19 protein-coding genes and 1 riboswitch are annotated in these 17,189 nt (G+C 60.8%); of the genes, 3 read left to right on the forward strand and 16 right to left on the reverse strand.

Going from position 1 to position 17,189, the window contains the following annotated elements; translation table 11 throughout:
• Positions 1-114: 114 nt before the first annotated feature.
• The gene (locus KBP52_RS09810; protein ID WP_077571735.1) at positions 115-1,386 is read left to right on the forward strand and encodes an outer membrane protein transport protein; all 1,272 of its coding nucleotides are present in this window, start codon (positions 115-117) and stop codon (positions 1,384-1,386) included.
• Positions 1,387-1,613: 227 nt separating this feature from the next.
• On the opposite strand, the gene KBP52_RS09815 is transcribed toward KBP52_RS09810, so the two are convergent.
• The 14 genes from KBP52_RS09815 to cobO form a co-directional block, all read right to left on the reverse strand.
• Complete coding sequence (locus KBP52_RS09815; protein ID WP_212622661.1) at positions 1,614-2,174, reverse strand: glutathione peroxidase; 561 nt, start codon at positions 2,172-2,174, stop codon at positions 1,614-1,616.
• A 55-nt stretch (positions 2,175-2,229) separates the two neighbouring features.
• Positions 2,230-2,352: a hypothetical protein gene (locus KBP52_RS30670; RefSeq protein WP_256587114.1), complete on the reverse strand. Its 123-nt coding sequence runs from the start codon at positions 2,350-2,352 to the stop codon at positions 2,230-2,232.
• On the reverse strand, positions 2,349-3,557 hold the full coding sequence (locus tag KBP52_RS09820; protein ID WP_212622662.1) for an MFS transporter: 1,209 nt from the start codon (positions 3,555-3,557) through the stop codon (positions 2,349-2,351). The genes KBP52_RS30670 and KBP52_RS09820 overlap by 4 nt, the downstream gene beginning before the upstream one ends.
• A 53-nt stretch (positions 3,558-3,610) precedes the next feature.
• Positions 3,611-4,015 carry a MarR family transcriptional regulator gene (locus KBP52_RS09825; protein WP_007919794.1) on the reverse strand — a complete coding sequence of 135 codons (405 nt, stop codon included), beginning with the start codon at positions 4,013-4,015 and terminating at the stop codon, positions 3,611-3,613.
• 174 nt (positions 4,016-4,189) lie between these two features.
• Positions 4,190-4,921 carry an adenosylcobinamide-GDP ribazoletransferase gene (locus KBP52_RS09830; protein WP_212622663.1) on the reverse strand — a complete coding sequence of 244 codons (732 nt, stop codon included), beginning with the start codon at positions 4,919-4,921 and terminating at the stop codon, positions 4,190-4,192.
• A gap of 1 nt (position 4,922) precedes the next feature.
• On the reverse strand, positions 4,923-5,498 hold the full coding sequence (gene cobC, locus KBP52_RS09835) for an alpha-ribazole phosphatase family protein (RefSeq protein ID WP_212622664.1): 576 nt from the start codon (positions 5,496-5,498) through the stop codon (positions 4,923-4,925).
• Positions 5,495-6,550, reverse strand: a complete 1,056-nt coding sequence (gene cobT / locus KBP52_RS09840) for a nicotinate-nucleotide--dimethylbenzimidazole phosphoribosyltransferase (protein ID WP_212622665.1) — start codon at positions 6,548-6,550, stop codon at positions 5,495-5,497. The genes cobC and cobT overlap by 4 nt, the downstream gene beginning before the upstream one ends.
• A complete protein-coding gene (gene cobU / locus KBP52_RS09845; protein WP_116032332.1) occupies positions 6,547-7,068 on the reverse strand; it encodes a bifunctional adenosylcobinamide kinase/adenosylcobinamide-phosphate guanylyltransferase in 522 nt (173 codons plus the stop codon). The genes cobT and cobU overlap by 4 nt, the downstream gene beginning before the upstream one ends.
• 148 nt (positions 7,069-7,216) lie before the next feature.
• Positions 7,217-8,668, reverse strand: coding sequence for a cobyric acid synthase (locus KBP52_RS09850; RefSeq protein WP_212622666.1), 1,452 nt, complete (start codon positions 8,666-8,668; stop codon positions 7,217-7,219).
• Positions 8,665-9,657: a threonine-phosphate decarboxylase CobD gene (cobD, locus tag KBP52_RS09855; RefSeq protein WP_212622667.1), complete on the reverse strand. Its 993-nt coding sequence runs from the start codon at positions 9,655-9,657 to the stop codon at positions 8,665-8,667. The genes KBP52_RS09850 and cobD overlap by 4 nt, the downstream gene beginning before the upstream one ends.
• A complete protein-coding gene (cbiB, locus tag KBP52_RS09860) occupies positions 9,650-10,558 on the reverse strand; it encodes an adenosylcobinamide-phosphate synthase CbiB (protein WP_123592709.1) in 909 nt (302 codons plus the stop codon). The genes cobD and cbiB overlap by 8 nt, the downstream gene beginning before the upstream one ends.
• Positions 10,555-11,205, reverse strand: a complete 651-nt coding sequence (gene bluB, locus KBP52_RS09865; RefSeq protein ID WP_123592708.1) for a 5,6-dimethylbenzimidazole synthase — start codon at positions 11,203-11,205, stop codon at positions 10,555-10,557. Before bluB ends, cbiB begins: the two co-directional genes overlap by 4 nt.
• A complete protein-coding gene (locus KBP52_RS09870; RefSeq protein ID WP_212622668.1) occupies positions 11,202-12,602 on the reverse strand; it encodes a cobyrinate a,c-diamide synthase in 1,401 nt (466 codons plus the stop codon). Before KBP52_RS09870 ends, bluB begins: the two co-directional genes overlap by 4 nt.
• Positions 12,599-13,210 carry a cob(I)yrinic acid a,c-diamide adenosyltransferase gene (cobO, locus tag KBP52_RS09875; RefSeq protein WP_003223053.1) on the reverse strand — a complete coding sequence of 204 codons (612 nt, stop codon included), beginning with the start codon at positions 13,208-13,210 and terminating at the stop codon, positions 12,599-12,601. Before cobO ends, KBP52_RS09870 begins: the two co-directional genes overlap by 4 nt.
• 80 nt (positions 13,211-13,290) lie before the next feature.
• Positions 13,291-13,521, reverse strand: a riboswitch (cobalamin riboswitch).
• 163 nt (positions 13,522-13,684) lie between these two features.
• On the opposite strand from cobO, the gene KBP52_RS09880 reads away from it, so the two are divergent.
• Positions 13,685-14,269: a hypothetical protein gene (locus KBP52_RS09880; protein WP_212622669.1), complete on the forward strand. Its 585-nt coding sequence runs from the start codon at positions 13,685-13,687 to the stop codon at positions 14,267-14,269.
• Between the two features lie 66 nt (positions 14,270-14,335).
• Positions 14,336-15,649, forward strand: a complete 1,314-nt coding sequence (locus KBP52_RS09885) for a sorbosone dehydrogenase family protein (RefSeq protein WP_212622670.1) — start codon at positions 14,336-14,338, stop codon at positions 15,647-15,649.
• 134 nt (positions 15,650-15,783) lie between these two features.
• On the opposite strand, the gene KBP52_RS09890 is transcribed toward KBP52_RS09885, so the two are convergent.
• Positions 15,784-16,320: a C40 family peptidase gene (locus KBP52_RS09890; RefSeq protein WP_212622671.1), complete on the reverse strand. Its 537-nt coding sequence runs from the start codon at positions 16,318-16,320 to the stop codon at positions 15,784-15,786.
• A gap of 220 nt (positions 16,321-16,540) precedes the next feature.
• The gene (locus KBP52_RS09895; RefSeq protein ID WP_007919826.1) at positions 16,541-17,158 is read right to left on the reverse strand and encodes an NlpC/P60 family protein; all 618 of its coding nucleotides are present in this window, start codon (positions 17,156-17,158) and stop codon (positions 16,541-16,543) included.
• Between the last annotated feature and the right edge of the window lie 31 nt (positions 17,159-17,189).

Genomic DNA, 17,189 nt, shown 5'->3' on the forward strand with positions numbered 1-17,189 from the left:
GCGATTCTGGTCGGATTGTCCTACAAAACCGCTCTAACTCAAGGCATACGGACTATAGCGCTGGGACGAAAATGTTGGTAATTTTCGCCCCGGTGATCACCAGGAGTTCTAATAATGAAAAAAGTCATGCTCAAAACCACCCTTAGCCTCGCCGTTACCATGGCATCCACCCAGATCTTCGCAGCTGGCTTTGCCATCAACGAACACAGTATCAGCGGGATGGGCACCGGTTACGCTGGGCGATCTTCTTCTGCCGACGATGCAAGCACTGTTTATGGCAACCCTGCCGGCATGTCGCGCCTCAAGCGCGAACAAGTGACTGGCGGTGTTGCATTCCTCGATGCAAAAACCGATATCAGCGACGCCAGCTCCAGCCCTAACGGCGGCAGCAACAAAGGCGACATGGTGCCCTTCACCTCCGTACCTATGGGCTTCTACGTCAAACCGATCGATGATCATTGGGCATTCGGTCTCGGCGTTTACGTGCCGTTCGGCCTGATTACCGACTACGAAAACAACTTTGCCGGCCGTTATTTCGGCAGCAAGTCTGAAGTTCAGGTCATCACTTTCCAGCCAACCGTCAGCTACGCTTTCAACGACAAGGTGTCGATCGGTTTTGGTCCGACCATCAACCGCATCGACGGCACGCTGGAATCCAACCTGTCGATCACTCAGGCCGCGCCGGATGGCAAGGTCAAGATCAAGGGTGACGACACCGCGCTGGGCTACAACATCGGCGTGCTGGTACAAGCCACTGACACCACTCGCCTGGGTCTGACTTACCACTCGAAAGTCGACTACAAGCTCGAAGGCAACACCAAGGTCAACTACGGTGTACTGGGTGCAATCGGTCTGGGCGCCAACCAGAAGTACGATGCTTCGCTGAAGATCACCACGCCTGAATCCGTCGACTTCTCGGTCACCCAGGCGATCAACGATCGCTGGAACGTGTATGCCGGTTCGACTTGGACCCGCTGGAGCCAGCTGGAAAAAATCACCGTCAAGAACTCCGGTGTGCAGCCGCTGCTGGCCGGTCAATTCGGTGAAATCACGGAAGACCAGAACTGGCACGACTCCTGGGCTTATGCCTTGGGTACTTCGTACCAGCTGAACAAGGAATGGGTACTGCGTACCGGTCTGACCTTCGACCAGTCGCCGACCAACAACGTCGATCGTTCGCCACGCATTCCTACCGGTGACCGGACCATCTTCAGCATCGGTGCCGGCTGGAGCCCGACCGAAGACCTGACTATCGATGTCGCTTACTCGTACCTGAAAGAAGAGTCGGTGAAGATCCGCAACGAAAACGATCGTGGCCAAAGCTACGACGCCAAGTATGAAAACTCGGCAAACGGTTTCGGTGTCGGCGCGACTTATCGCTTCTGATGCTGTGTGGCGAGGCTAATCCCTCGCCCACAAAAAGCCCCGCTCTCTTTGCAGAAAGCGGGGCTTTTTTGATGCCTTGATTTCGCTCACCACCACAACACCATTCCCATGTGGGAGCGAGCCTGCTCGCGAAGGCGGTGTATCAATCAATACACATGTCGACTGGCAGACCGCTTTCGTCGGAACGCCGCCCGGAGCAGGCTCGCTCCCACAAAAAGCTCAGTGCATCAGGGTTTCAGCGGTTTCGAGGCAATAGCCTTTTCAATCGCAGCGATAAACTCCGGATCATCAGGCTTGGTCAGGCTGGAGAAATTGGCGATCACCTTGCCCTGGCGATCGACTACGTATTTGTAGAAATTCCACTTCGGTGCGCTGCTCTGTGCCGCCAGCACCTGAAACAGATGCGTAGCGTCATCACCACGAACCTTTTGCGGCTCGGTCATGTTGAACGTCACGCCGTAGTTGGCGTAGCAGACCTTGGCAGTCTCGGCGCTGTCCTTGGACTCCTGCTTGAAGTCATTGGAAGGCACGCCGAGCATTTGCAGCCCCTGCGACTCGTAGCGCTTATGCAGCGCCTCAAGGCCTTCGAACTGCGGCGCGAAACCGCAGAAGCTCGCCGTATTGACCACCACCAACGGCTTGTCGGCGTACTGCTTGCACAGATCGATGGATTCCTTGGCTCGCAGCTTGGGCAGCGAGCCTTGCAGCAATTCGGGACAGTCGGCGGCCTGGGCCAGACCAGTCAACGCCATCAGCAACGCGGGAACAGCACACCAGCGCATCAGCATGTCGAGCATCCTTGAGCAGTCGTTCAGAATTCGACGTTACTCGTCATGCCCGCTTCTAGCAAATGCTCATGCCCAACTGCATCAACGCCAGTCCGCCCTGATGCCAGCCCCACCACACCAGCGCCAGCAATGCAGCACCAAGTGCGGCGATGACGATACGTGGCCAGAGTCGGCTCATGCGGCGCTCGCTGCGGCTTGCAGACGTGCGACCGGCCGTTCGCGCACCGGCCAGTTCAGCGCGGCCGCCAGCAGGCTCAAAAGAATCGCCACTTGCCAGATCAAGTCATAACTCCCGGTTCGGTCATACACCACCCCGCCCAGCCAGCCGCCGAGGAACGAACCCAGCTGATGGAACAGAAACACGATGCCACCGAGCATGGACAGGTTTCGCACGCCGAACAAGGTCGCCACCGTACCGTTGGTCAACGGCACCGTAGATAGCCACAGGAAACCCATCGCCATGCCAAACAGGTAGGCCGATGAGGTCGTCACCGGCAGCCACAGAAACAGCACGATCACCACCGCACGCAACAAGTACAACGCTGTCAGCAGACGCGGTTTGGACATACGCCCGCCGAGCCAACCGGCAGTGTAGGTGCCGAAGATATTGAACAATCCGATCAACGCCAGCACCGTCGTACCAACGCTGGCTGGCAGATGCTGATCGACCAGATATGCAGGCAGGTGCACGCCGATGAACACCACCTGAAAACCGCAGACGAAAAAGCCGAATGCCAACAACCAGAAACCCGAATGCGAGCAGGCTTCGCGCAGCGCTTCGGACAGCGTTTGTTCATGGCCAAGCACCGGCAACGGCTTGTCCTTGAGCATGCTCACCAGCGGCACGATCAGCGCCACCAGCAGGCCCAGCACCAGCAACGCCGCCGACCAGCCGAGCCAGCCGATCAGGCCCAGTGTGCCCGGCAACATGGCGAACTGGCCGAAAGAACCGGCGGCGCTGGCAATGCCCATGCCCATGCTGCGTTTCTCTGGCGGCACGGCCCGGCCCACGACACCGAGGATCACCGAGAACGAAGTACCTGAAAGGCCGATACCGATCAGCAGACCGGCGCTCAGTGACAACGTCACCGCAGAATCAGACAGACCCATGCACACCAGACCCACCGCGTAGAGCACCCCACCGATCAGCACCACTTTTGCCGCGCCAAAGCGGTCAGCCAATGCGCCGGTAAACGGTTGCGCCAGGCCCCAGATCAAGTTCTGCAGAGCAATGGCAAAGGCGAACACCTCACGCCCCCAACCGAACTGCGCGCTCATCGGTGACAGGAACAAGCCGAAACCGTGCCGCACGCCCAATGACAACGCGAGAATCAGCGCACTCCCGACCAACACCCAACCGCACGTACGCCACATCGATGTCATTGTTATTCTCCGCTTGCGGGTATATACCCGCTTGAGTTTGGAAAAAACCGGCCTCAGGCCAGTTCATCCAGCAATCTGAGCAAGGTTTCACGCTTCTCGGCACCCAGTCGGTCGATCAACCGCTGCTGTGCCGCTTCCCAGGCCGGCAGTGCCGCTGCCAGGCGTTGCACGCCAGTCTCGGTGAGTTTGACGATGCGGTTACGCATGTCCTCGCCCTCGGCCAGCGCCACCAGCCCCTCGCCTTCCAGCACCCGCAGATTGCGCCCGAGGGTGCTGCGATCCAGCCCCATCGCTTCGGCGAGTTCCGAGATGCTCGGTTGATCCAGACGTTGCAGGTTGCACAGCAAAGAATACTGGGCAACGTTGATCCCGAAGCCGTCGAGAGCGCCGTCGTAATGCCTGCTGACGCCACGAGCGGCGCGACGCAGGTTGGTGCACAAACACTGAGAAGGAAGCATGATGCGTGTATATACCCGCGACTGTGTTAAATCAAGTTACAGATAAGTTTACCCATAACATTTGTGGCGCCTGACACACCGCTATCGCGAGCAGGCTCACTCCTACAGGGGAACGCGGTCAAGTGTAGGAGTGAGCCTGCTCGCGATGAGGCCGGCATGACCAGTAGAAATCCATCAGACCAAAACCAATCCAACCAACACCACCACCTCCAGCAATTCCAGCAACGCCCCCGCCGTATCACCGGTCGTCCCGCCCAACCGCCGCATCATCACCTGCCGCAGCCAGACAAACACACCGACAGCGATCAGCAACGCGACAACCGCGCTAAAACCGGCGATCAGCAAGCAGCCCAGCGCACTTGCGCCCAACACCCACCACCCGGCCTTGCGCGGCAGATGATCCGCCAACGCCTGCCCCAACCCGCCCGCGCGCACATACGGCGTGGTCAAAAACAACCCCAACAGCGCCGCCCGCCCCAGCAGCGGCACGATGATCAACGCCAGCCCATGTCCCTGCTCGATCAACGCCAACAACGCAGCAAACTTGAGCAACAACACCAACACCAGCGTGACCACCGCAATCGGCCCACTGCGCGGGTCCTTCATGATCGTCAGCGTACGCTCGCGATCACCAAAACCGCCGAGCCAGGCATCGGCACTGTCCGCCAGACCATCCAGGTGAAGTGCGCCGCTGAGCAACACCCACACCGTCAGCAACAGCGCCGCATGCAACAACAACGGCGCGCCCGCCAACGCCAGATCCAACGCCCACAGGATCACCCCGAACAGCAGCCCCACCAAGGGATAAAACAGCAGCGACCGCCCCAGTTGCTCCGGCTCAGGCATCCCCGGCAAACGAATCGGCAGGCTGCTGAGAAATTGCAGGGCGATCCACAGCGGCAACATGTCAGCAACCTTCCTTGAGTGAACCGTCAGCCTCGATCGTCAGCGCAAACAACGCGCCGTGAGCGACCTCGACATTGAGCAGCTGCTCGCGTGGCAACCCGCGTGCTTGCGCCAGCAACAAACGCATCACGCCGCCATGACTGATCAGCAACACCCGCTCACCGGCGTAAGCACTGTGCAGGCGCGCAACCGCTGCCAGCACTCGAGAAGAAAACTCGCTGACCGGCTCACCCTGCGGCGGCGTAAACGAATACGGATCGGCCCAGAACAACCCCAAGGCCTCAGCATCGGTCCCCATCAACGCTGCCGCGCTCTGCCCTTCCCACGCACCGAAATGCAGTTCCTGCAGATCCTTGTCCAGATGCACTGACAGGTTCAGTTGCTCACCCAGCTCTGCGGCAAACCGCGCGCAACGTTGCAACGGCGAACTGACGATCCGATCCCACGGCCCGCCCTCGACCACCGCCGCACGCATTTGCGTCCAGCCCTTTTCGGTCAGCGCATCGTCGAGGCTGCCGCGCAAACCACCACCGAGCTCAGTCTCACCATGGCGCAGCAGATCCAGATGCAAGGTCATGCCGGACGATCCGCCACCGCTGCTTCGGCGAATGTCGCCATCTGCCCGTGCAGATCACAGGCCAGACGCAACAATGGCACCGCCAGCGCCGCGCCACTGCCCTCGCCCAGACGCAAACCGAGTTCCAGCAACGGCTCGGCAGCGAGGGTTTCCAGCACATGACGATGGCCCGGCTCGGCACCGCGATGACCGAACAACAACCACTCGCGGCAAGCCGGATTCAAACGCACCGCAACCAGCGCCGCGACCGTGCAGATAAAGCCATCGACCAGCACCGCAACGCCTTCTTGAGCCGCCGCCAGATACGCACCGACCAGCGCGGCGATTTCGAAACCGCCCAGATTGAACAGGGTCTGCAAGACATCGCCACGCTGCGCTGCATGCAACGCCAGCGCGCGCTCGATCACTTGCGCTTTATGGCTGACGCCTTCGGCATTCAACCCGGTACCGGGACCGGTCAGGTGTACCACCGGGCAATCGAGCAAGGCGCAGGCCAGCGCACTGGCTGCCGTGGTGTTGCCAATGCCCATTTCGCCACCGATGAACAACTGCGCGCCCGCCGCTTTCGCTCGCAGCAGACTGTCGCGACCGGCCTGCAAGGCGAGTTCGCCCTGGGCCTGAGTCATCGCCGCACCCTGAGCGAAGTTCGCCGTACCCGCGCCAATGTTCAAATGACGCACACCCGGCAGGTTCAGCGCGGGATTCACCGTGCCCAGATCGACCACTTCCAGCTGCGCGCCGAGCTCACGCGCCAGCACGCTGATCGCCGCGCCGCCACTGACAAAGTTGAGCAGCATCTGCCCGGTGACTTCCTGCGGGAACGCCGAAACCCCTTCTGCAACCACGCCGTGATCGCCGGCAAAAATCGCGATCCACACTTGCGCCAGCGTAGGTTTGATCTGGCCTTGCAGACCGGCCAGTTGCACCGCGACCGATTCCAGACGCCCCAGCGACCCCGCCGGTTTGGTCAGTTGCTGCTGCCGCGCCGCCGCTTGTTCAACGACGTTGAGATCGACCGGTTTGCACGGGTTCAGCCACCAGGTTTGAGTCATAACGCGGGTCCTTTCAGAGTCAGGGGCAGGCCGGCGACGGTCAGGACAACACGCTGACAACGCTCGGCCAGAGCTTGATGCAGCCAACCGGCTTCATCGACGTAGCGGCGAGTCAATTCGCCCAGCGGCACGACACCCATTCCGGTCTCGTTGCTGACAAAAATGATTTCTCCCGGCAAAGACGCCAGGCAGTCGAGCAGGGCTTCGCGCTCGGCAGCGAGGCGTTCGGCGTCATCGAGCATCAGCAGATTGGTCAGCCACAGGGTCAGGCAATCGACCAGCAGGCAACGCTCGGCGCTGGCGGATTCGCGCAGGACGCGGGCCAGTTCCAAGGGTTCTTCAATGAGCGCCCATTCGACGGGACGGCGGGCGCGGTGATGGGCGACGCGGTCGCTCATCTCGCCATCGAGGGGTTGGCTGGTGGCGATGTAGGTGACCGAGAGGCTGCTGTCGCTGGCGAGTTTTTCTGCCAGGCGACTTTTGCCGGAGCGGGCGCCGCCGAGGATCAGTTGGAGCATGGGTTCATCCAGGAAAATTCAAGTGAGGCAACCGCCGCTTTCGCGAGCAGGCTCGCTCCCACAGGGTTATGAGTTGTACTCAAAATGTATGGCTAACCGCATTCACTGTGGGAGCGAGCCTGCTCGCGAAGAGGCCCGTACAGGCAATTCAAATCCCACAGAGCCGACGCAACAGCTCGGTATCCAGATGCTTCTCCACCAGATCCGCCAGCCGCTCGATATCACGCTCGCGCAAGCCGTGATAATCCACCTGCTGCACATCGCTCAACCCGGCCCAGCGCAGCAACGCCGCACTCGCCGCCGGCGATTCAAACAGGCCATGCAGATAGGTGCCGAACACCTGCCTATCAACACTCTGTGCACCGTCGCAACGGCCATCATCCAGATGCACCGCAGCGTTTTCCAACGCCGGTCCGCTGGTCACACCGGCATGAATTTCATAGCCACTGACTTCGGCATTTTCCAGCGCCAGCCGTCCACGCACATTGCGCAACTGCTTCTCGGCCTCAAGCGTGGTTTCGAACGCCAGCAAGCCCAGACCAGCGCTCGAACCGGCGGCGCCTTCGAGGCCAAGCGGATCATGCACCTGCTCGCCGAGCATCTGCAGACCGCCGCAAATCCCCAGCACTTTACCGCCGTAACGCAAGTGCCGAGAGATCGCCGTATCCCAGCCATTGGCACGCAAATAGGCCAGATCACTGCGCACGCTTTTCGAGCCCGGCAGAATAATAAGATCGGCAGGAGGAATCGCCTGCCCCGGCCCGACAAATTGCAGATCGACCTGCGGATGCAAACGCAATGGATCGAAGTCGGTGTGGTTACTGATGCGCGGCAGCACCGGCACCACTACTTTCAGCACTTGTTCGGCCTTGTCGGTCTGGCGCTGATCGATGCCGTCCTCGGCCTCAAGGTGCAGATCCATCACGTACGGCAGCACGCCCACCACCGGTTTGCCGGTGCGCTGTTCCAGCCAGTCGAGGCCCGGTTGCAGCAAGGCGATGTCACCGCGAAAACGGTTGATGATGAAGCCCTTGACCCGCGCCTGTTCGCTCGGCGAGAGCAACTCCAGGGTGCCGACCAGATGGGCGAAAACCCCGCCGCGATTGATGTCGGCAATCAGCAGCACCGGGCAATCCACCGCTTCGGCAAAACCCATATTGGCGATGTCGCCCGCGCGCAGATTGATCTCCGCCGGCGAGCCTGCGCCCTCAACCATCACCAACGGATACGCCGCGCTGAGCCGTTCGTGGGACGCAAGCACCGCTTTCATGGCGATGGCTTTGTAGTCGTGATACGCCACGGCATTCATCGACGTTACCGCGCGGCCATGAATGATCACTTGCGCGCCGGTGTCGCTGTTGGGCTTGAGCAGCACCGGGTTCATGTCGGTGTGCGGTTCGAGAAATGCCGCTTGCGCCTGCACCGCTTGCGCGCGGCCGATCTCACCGCCGTCGGCAGTCACCGCGCTGTTGAGCGCCATGTTCTGCGGCTTGAACGGGACGACCGCCACGCCCTGGCGGGTCGCCCAGCGGCACAGTGCCGTCACCAGTGTGCTTTTACCGGCATCGGAGGTGGTGCCTTGCACCATCAGGGTGGTCATGGGTGGTCCTTGGCGAAAGCGCTTAAAGCGTGTTCGAGACGCGCCTCTTCAGCCGCGTCGGCGGGCAGGCCAAAACGCAAACTGCTGTTGTGGGTAAAGAGGCGCAGGAGAATGCCGCGACGAGCCATGAATGCGTGCAGCGTTTCGGCATGCTCGGTGATCAGCCACTGGAACAGCGCGCAACCGCCCTGCGGCTTGAAGCCGTAGCGTTCAAGCAGCGCTGCCAGTCGTTCACTGGCTTCATCGCTGCGAATCCGTTGGCGTGTGTGCCCTTCGGTGTCTTGCAGACACGCTTGCCCGAGCACCCGCGTCGGCCCGCTCACCGCCCAGGGCCCGACCTGTTCGGCGAGCAGCTTGAGCAACTTGCGCTCGGCCAGGACGAAGCCCAGACGCACCCCGGCCAGACCGAAAAACTTGCCGAACGAACGCAACACGATCAGCCCGACTTGATGGGCATGCGGTGCCAGACTCAACTGCGGCGTGTTATCCATGAAAGCTTCATCGACCACCAGCCAGCCACCGCGCCGGGCGAGCCGCGCATGCCAGTCAAGCAGGCGTGCCGGGGGCAGGCTCAGGCCGGTCGGGTTGTTCGGATTGACCACCACCAGCACGTCGAGGCTATCGAGAAAAAATTCGACTTCCTGCTCCAGCACTTCACGCACGATGTAACCGCTACGGCGCCAGGCTTCGGCATGCTCGGCATAACACGGTGACAACACGCCGACTTTGCCGGCCCGGCGCAAGCGCGGCAGCAACTGAATGGCCATTTGCGAACCGGCCACCGGCAGCACTTGCGCGGCACCGTAGTAATCGCACGCAGCTTGCTCCAGACCATCATCGGTTTCCGGCAAACGCGCCCAGGCGCGCAGCGGGATTTCCGGGATCGGGAACGGCCACGGCGCGAGGCCGCTGGACAGGTCGAGCCAATCCGCTTCGGCAATGCCGTAATCGAGTGCAGCCTTGCGCAGCCGGCCACCGTGCTCAAGCATAGAATTCAGCCCCCACGCAGAGAATCAGCAGCCATAACCATACGCCGCGCTGGACCAATTGCCAGCCACGGTCGATGGAATCGGCATCCGCTGGAGCGCCTTCGCCGAGTTGCGGTCGCTCGTGCAGTTCGCCGTGATAGATCGCCGGGCCGCCCAACTCCACGCCCAAGGCTCCGGCTCCGGCCGCCATCACCGGGCCGGCGTTGGGGCTGTCCCACTTTGGCGCCTGCGTACGCCAGCACTTCAACGCGAGTCGGGTTTTGCCGAGCAGCGCGTAGGTCAACGCCACCAGACGCGCAGGAATGTAGTTGAGCACGTCGTCGATTTTCGCCGCCGCCCAACCGAAACGTTCGAAGCGTTCGTTGCGATAACCCCACATCGCATCGAGCGTATTGCTCAAGCGATAGAGCACCACGCCCGGCGCACCCGCCACGACAAACCAGAACAGCGCGGCGAACACCGCGTCACTGCCGTTTTCCAGCACCGATTCGGTGGCGGCGCGGGCGACGGCGGTGCTGTCGAGTTCATCGGTCTGGCGGCTGACCAGATAGCCGACGCGTTTGCGCGCCTCTTCAAGATCTTCCGCGCGCAAGGCAGCAGCCACTGGCGCGACATGCTCGCCGAGGCTGCGCATGCCGAGGGCGCAATACAACGCGAGAATCTCGACGACCCAGCCCACGTACGGCGCCCAGGAAAACGCCGTGGCGAGCAAGGTCAACGGCAGCACCGCGATCACCCACGCAGTGACGCCATGGCTGCGCCAGCCCCGGCCACCGGCGTTGAAACGTTGCTCGATGCGCCCGGCAAAATTGCCGAACGCCACCAGCGGATGCCAGCGTTTCGGTTCACCGAGCAGCGCATCCAGCGCCACTGCGGCGACACTCAACAACGCCACACTCATTGACTCACTCCCCAATAATTTTCGTACAGCAACTCATTGAGCGGACGCGCTTGCGCCCACCCTTCGAGTACCAGCATCGGCGCCGGATAGAATTCCTTGACCGGACCCAGGCATAAAACCGCCAGAGGTTTTGCACCTTCGGGCAACTTCAACAGATCAGCCAGTGCCTGTGGCTCGAACAGTGAAACCCAGCCCATGCCCAGACCTTCGGCGCGCGAGGCCAGCCACAGATTCTGGATGGCGCAGGACAGCGAGGCCATGTCCATTTCCGGCAGCGTGCGGCGACCGAAGATGTGTTTTTCGCGATCGTCCATCAACGCGGCGACCAGCACTTCGGCACAATCGTTGATGCCTTCGACCTTGAGTTTCATGAACTCGTCACTGCGCTCGCCGAGGGCTTCGGCGGTGCGGACGCGTTCTTCTTCGACGAGGTTCTGGATCTGCCCGCGCAGGTTGCGGTCGCTGATGCGGATGAAGCGCCAGGGCTGCATCAGGCCGACGCTTGGGGCCTGGTGGGCGGCTTCCAAGAGTCGGCGCAGCAGCTCCGGTTCGACCGTGCCGCCGGTGAAGTGGCGCATGTCGCGGCGTTCGGCGATGGCTTTATAGACGGCTTGGCGCTCGGCTTCGGAGAATGCGTTGTCGGTCATGGCCCTTTCGCGAGCAGGCTCGCTCCCACAGGGGATTGCATTGCTTCAGTCACCACTGTTTCAACTGTGGGAGCGAGCCTGCTCGCGAAGGCGCCTTCGGAATCAGGCGCAAACAGTGCAGCGACAGCCACCGGATTCGACGGGAAATAGAAGTGCACATAAGAGGCCGTCATCCGCCCTTCCCGATAAACCGCCTCGGCCCCACGCCCACCATTCGGGCTCAAACCCCGTGCAATCGGCGCCAGTTCGGTAGTCGTCAGCGAATGATGATAAGTGTGCCCACGCAGCGAACCTTCCGGCAGATCGACCGCTTGCAGGGCTAGTGCCGCCAGACGCTTCTGCATCACCGCATCGCCCTCAAGCAGTCCGACCAATTCGGCGCGAGTGCCTTCAACGTCCGTCAACGAATCCAGCAGATAAAGCATCCCGCCACACTCAGCGAGCAACGGTTTCCCCGCCGCATGATGCGCGCGAATCGCCTCAAGCATCGCGGTGTTCTGCGACAACGCAACGTGGTGCAGTTCCGGATAACCACCGGGCAAATACAGGCTATCTGCCTCCGGCAATTGCGTATCGCGAATCGGCGAGAAGAAACTCAACTCGGCGCCCATCGCGCGCAGCAGATCCAGACTCGCGCCATAAGTGAAGGCAAACGCCTCATCACGCGCAACGGCAATGTGCACATTCTTCAGCAGCGGCTCTACCGCAATGACGTCAGGCGCGGCGAACTCCACGGCCGGTGGCAGCGCTACCTCGCAACTGCTGGCCAATGCATCGGCGGCGGCGTCGAGGCGCACATCCAGATCATTCAGTTCACTGGCCTGGACCAGGCCGAGGTGACGACTCGGCAATTCGATGCCGGTCTCGCGGGACAATGCGCCGTACCAGCGCAAACCTTCCGTGAGGCTGCCTTCGAGCAATTGCGCATGACGCAAAGTGCCAACGCGGTTGGCCAACACACCGGCAAACGGCAGATCCGGCTGATACTTGGCCAAGCCGAGCGCCAGCGCACCAAAGGTCTGCGCCATCGCCGTGCCGTCGATAACTCCGAGCACCGGTACACCAAAATGCCGCGCGAGATCAGCACTGGACGGCGTGCCATCGAACAGGCCCATCACGCCTTCAATCAGAATCAGATCCGCCTCGGCAGCGGCTTCCCATAACAGACGACGACTTTCCTGCTCGCCGACCATCCACATGTCCAATTGATACACCGGCGCACCGCTGGCGCGCTCGAGGATCATCGGGTCGAGAAAGTCCGGGCCGCATTTGAACACGCGCACTTTGCGTCCCTGATTGCGATGCAAACGGGCGAGCGCGGCGGTAACGGTGGTCTTGCCCTGACCGGAAGCCGGCGCGGCGATGAGCACCGCCGGGCAGTGACGTGGTTGATTCAAAGTTCGACGCCTTTCTGCGCTTTGATGCCGGCCTGGAAGGCGTGTTTGAGCATGCCCATTTCGGTGACGGTGTCGCCCATCTCGATCATTTCCGGCTTGGCCGCGCGACCGGTGACGATCACGTGCTGCATCGGCGGACGCGCCTGCAAATCGCTGAGCACCTGATCGAGATCGAGGTAGCCGTGTTTGAGGGCAATGTTCAGTTCGTCGAGCACCACCAGACCGATCGACGGATCGCGCAGCAGCTCACGGGAAACCGCCCACGCGGCTTCGGCAGCGGCGATGTCGCGCTGACGATCCTGGGTTTCCCAAGTGAAACCTTCGCCCATCACGTGAAAACGCACTTGCTCGGGGAAGCGCCGGAAGAACAACTCTTCGCCGGTGCTGTTGCGACCCTTGATGAACTGCACCACACCGCACTGCATGCCGTGGCCCATGGCGCGGGCGAGCATGCCGAACGCCGAACTGCTTTTGCCTTTGCCATTGCCGGTCAGCACCAGCACCAGACCGCACTCGTCGGGTGAGTTGGCAATGCGTTCGTCGATCACGGCTTTTTTGCGCTGCATACGCGCCAGATGGCGTTCGTCGCGCTCGGGGGAATCAGTCATGGGGGAGCTCTCCGTTGAGGCTGGATAACGGCGGGCAGGCACAAGAATAGACGGCAAAAAGCCTGGCATCGCCCACCGTGATGCCGCTGGATGGATCAGGCCGGTCTCCGGGCTCATGAGCGGCGTTGGCCTGACTGCGCGCCTTCCCGCTTCTTTCGAGGCAGTGGCTCAAGGCGCAGTTTTTACTCATTTACCGTTGCGGGGGCAGCGCCGGGATCGTGGTAGTTCTTCGTACGAAGACAACCCTCACCGGCTTCCCTGTTTCACTCTGTCGACGCAGGTCACAGAGCACCTGAAACAAGCCGCGAAGGTTAGAGGGTTGGGGGTGGAGCGTCAATTAAAGAGGCGGCCATCGGGCGAATAACTGCCGTCGATCAATTATCTGCCGCCAATCTTGTGCCACACTGATACAAATGATATCAAAGAGCCATGCTTCTCCCGAAAAGCCCACCACAACAATAAAGGATGATGACGATGCAAGGCATGATCATCAGCAACCCGCGCCTGGAATTCCTGCGCCCGGTGCTTGAACGCTGGTTTGACTGTATCGACCGTTACAACGCCGTGCGCGGCGACAGCGACACGCCTTACTGGCATGACGAGAAAGCCAATCTCGGATTGCTCTCGGCCGCAGCCTGGATGGCTGAGCTGGTTACCTTGAACGAAACTGCCACGCGCAAGCAGAACGAAGAAGGCGAGCGCAACGCTCGCGCCGATCTGTTTCTGGCCGGCGCCGAAGACCGCGTCTTTATCCAGGCCACCCAGCGCTGGCCAAAGGTTACCAACCTGAATCTGACCCAAGCCCTGCTCGATATCACTAACGACGCCAAGCGCATCAGCTACGCCAGCGATCTCAAGCTCGGCTGCCTGTTTGTCGCGCCGCAAAAAGCCCAGCACAGCGCCAGCCCCGAAGAGTTGCAGGACATGGTCGACGACCTGCAAAAGGAACACACCTGCGCCGTCGCCTGGTATTTCCCTTACGCCTACCGCAAGTTGCGCAGCGAAGCCGGCAATTATCACCCGGGCATCGCCGTGCTGTTCAAGGAAGCCCGCGGCTGAGCAGTTGAACCATCGGGCTTGCGCCCTCCTCTATGATTAGGAATGCATTCATAGGGAAGATCAGCAATGCGCAAGCCCCAGCTCGTTTTTGTCATCGCCTTCGCCGGAGGGCTCGCCGCCTGCGGTGAGACCTCCAGCCTGCAAGTCTCCGACGGCACCGGCCCGTCACCGAAATTGCCTGAACCAAACAAGACCCTGATTCCGACGGTGAACATTGCCCCGGCGATCGGCTGGCCCGCGGGCGGCAAACCGACTGCGGCGGCTGGCACTCAGGTGGCAGCGTTCGCCGAAGGACTCGATCATCCGCGCTGGCTCTACGTTCTGCCCAATGGCGATGTGCTGGTAGCGGAAACCAATGCCCCGCCAAAACCGGATGACAGCAGCGGCATTCGTGGCTGGGTGATGAAAAAGGTCATGGGCAAGGCTGGCGCGGGCGTGCCGAGTCCGAACCGCATCACCTTGCTGCGTGACGCCGATCATGATGGTGTCGCAGAAACCCGCACGGTATTCCTGCAGAACCTCAACTCGCCGTTCGGTATGACGCTGGTTGGCAATGACCTGTACGTCGCCGATACCGATCGCCTGCTGCGCTTCAACTACGAACCCGGCGCGACCGGGATCAAGTCACAGCCAATCAAGGTTGTCGATTTGCCCGGCGGTACGCTGAATCACCACTGGACGAAAAACGTCATCGCCAGCAAGGACGGCAGCAAGTTGTACGTCACGGTCGGCTCGAACAGCAACGTCGGCGAAAATGGTCTGGATAAGGAAGAAGGCCGCGCGGCGATCTGGGAAGTTGATCGGGCGACCGGCAATCACCGCATCTTCGCCTCGGGCATCCGCAACCCCAATGGCCTGGCCTGGGAGCCGAAAAGTGGCGCGCTGTGGACAGCGGTCAACGAACGCGACGAGATCGGCAGTGATCTGGTGCCGGACTACATCACTTCCGTGAAGGACGGTGGCTTCTATGGCTGGCCGTTCAGTTACTACGGCCAGCATGTCGATGTGCGTGTGTCGCCGCAAAATCCGGACCTGGTGGCCAAAGCCATCGCCCCGGATTACGCGGTCGGGCCGCACACCGCCTCGCTGGGCCTGAGCTTTGCCGAGGGGAATACCTTGCCGGCGCAGTTCAAGGAAGGCGCATTCATTGGCCAGCACGGCTCGTGGAACCGCAAGCCGCACAGTGGCTACAAAGTGATTTTCGTGCCGTTTACCGGTGGCAAGCCGAGCGGCAAACCGGTGGATGTGCTGACCGGTTTCCTCGACAAGGACGAGAATGCACTCGGTCGGCCGGTGGGCGTGGTGATCGATAAGCAAGGTGGCTTGCTGGTGGCGGATGATGTCGGCAACAAGGTGTGGCGAGTCTCGGCCAGCAAATAATTTTCGCCATGCACAAACAACTGTAGGAGTGAGCCTGCTCGCGATAGCGGTCGATCATTCAACATTGATGTTGAATGTGACACCGTCATCGCGAGCAGGCTCACTCCTACACATTAGATTTTGGGCAACTTGAATTAAGGGTTATGCGCCAGATGCTCCGGCTGCAACACCCGCTTGGCACTCAGATAAGCTTTCTGCCAGTACGCCTTCGACAGGCTGTCGAGCTTGACCGTGCCACCCGTGGCCGGCGCATGCACAAAGCGCCCTTCCCCGACGTAAATCCCCGCATGACTGACCTGTGAGCCGCCATTGGTGGCGAAGAAAATCAGGTCGCCAGTCTGCAAGCCTTCCTTGCCGACATTCGGTGCCTGCATAACGATCAACTCACGCGTCGAACGTGGCAAAGAGATGCCCGCCGCATCACGGTAGACAAAACCGATCAGCCCGCTGCAATCAAAGCCTGAATCCGGCGTGTTGCCGCCCCAGCGATAAGGCGTGCCGACCAGGCCGAGCGCGCGAAACAGCACGTCCTCAGCAGCAGGCGAAAAAGCTTGGGAGGGGCCGAACACGACCGGCGCGCGAACCACCGGCGCAGGCGGCAGTGTACGACTGGCGCAGGCGCTGAGCAGCGCTACGCAGAGCATCAATGTGAGGCGGGCCGTCATCGTCATAAGCAGAACATCCTGATCTGGCTGCGGCTTTTTCTGCCGGAGGACAGAAAACAAAACCGCCTGCGTGAGCACGCAGGCGGTTTGCCATCAAACTAGATAAAGGATTCTAGCGGCTACGCGGCAAACTTCAAGTAAGACTTTAACTTCACCTTGTAAAGTATACGTCTACTCTGTTGCCGGAAGCCTGATTGTCGCTGCGAACGCAGCGACAACAGGGGAATTACTTACGAGCAGTGACGACTGTCGGAGCGTTGGCCAGAGCGCGTTTCGCTTCGATGAAGGTCTTGCTCCAGTAGCTGTCACCCAGGCTGTCGATGCGAACACCGCCGCTGCGACGACTGCTGGAGTGGATGAACTGGTTGTCACCGAGGTAGATGCCGGCGTGACTGACACGACCGCGACGACCATTGGTGGCGAAGAACAGCAGATCGCCCGGCTCAAGGTTGCTGCGCGATACCAGTGGTGCATCGACGTTGATCATTTCGCGGGTGGAGCGTGGCAGGTTCATGCCGGCTTCTTCGCGGAACAGGTAGCCGATGAAACCACTGCAATCAAAACCGGCTTCAGAGGTACCGCCGAAACGGTAACGGGTACCGATCAGGGACATGCCGCGTTCGAGGATGCTGTCGGCCAGAACAGGAAGCTGATAAGGCTTCTTGCCATTGAATTCGTTGAGTTCTTTTTCGGTGTCCAGCTCTTCCTGGTAAATAACGGAAGACTGGGCCGTGGCAGAATTTTTAACCTGTTGAGGCTGCTCTTGAACTGGAGAATGAGCAGCGCAACCGTACAACAGGGTGACGAGTGCGAGAGGCACGAGGGGTGCGAAGCGCTTTAGCATGGGCACGACCGTGGCTGATAGTTGTAAAGAA

Origin of the sequence: Pseudomonas sp. SCA2728.1_7 (genome assembly GCF_018138145.1) — a bacterium.
Taxonomy (GTDB): Bacteria; Pseudomonadota; Gammaproteobacteria; order Pseudomonadales; family Pseudomonadaceae; genus Aquipseudomonas; species Aquipseudomonas koreensis_A.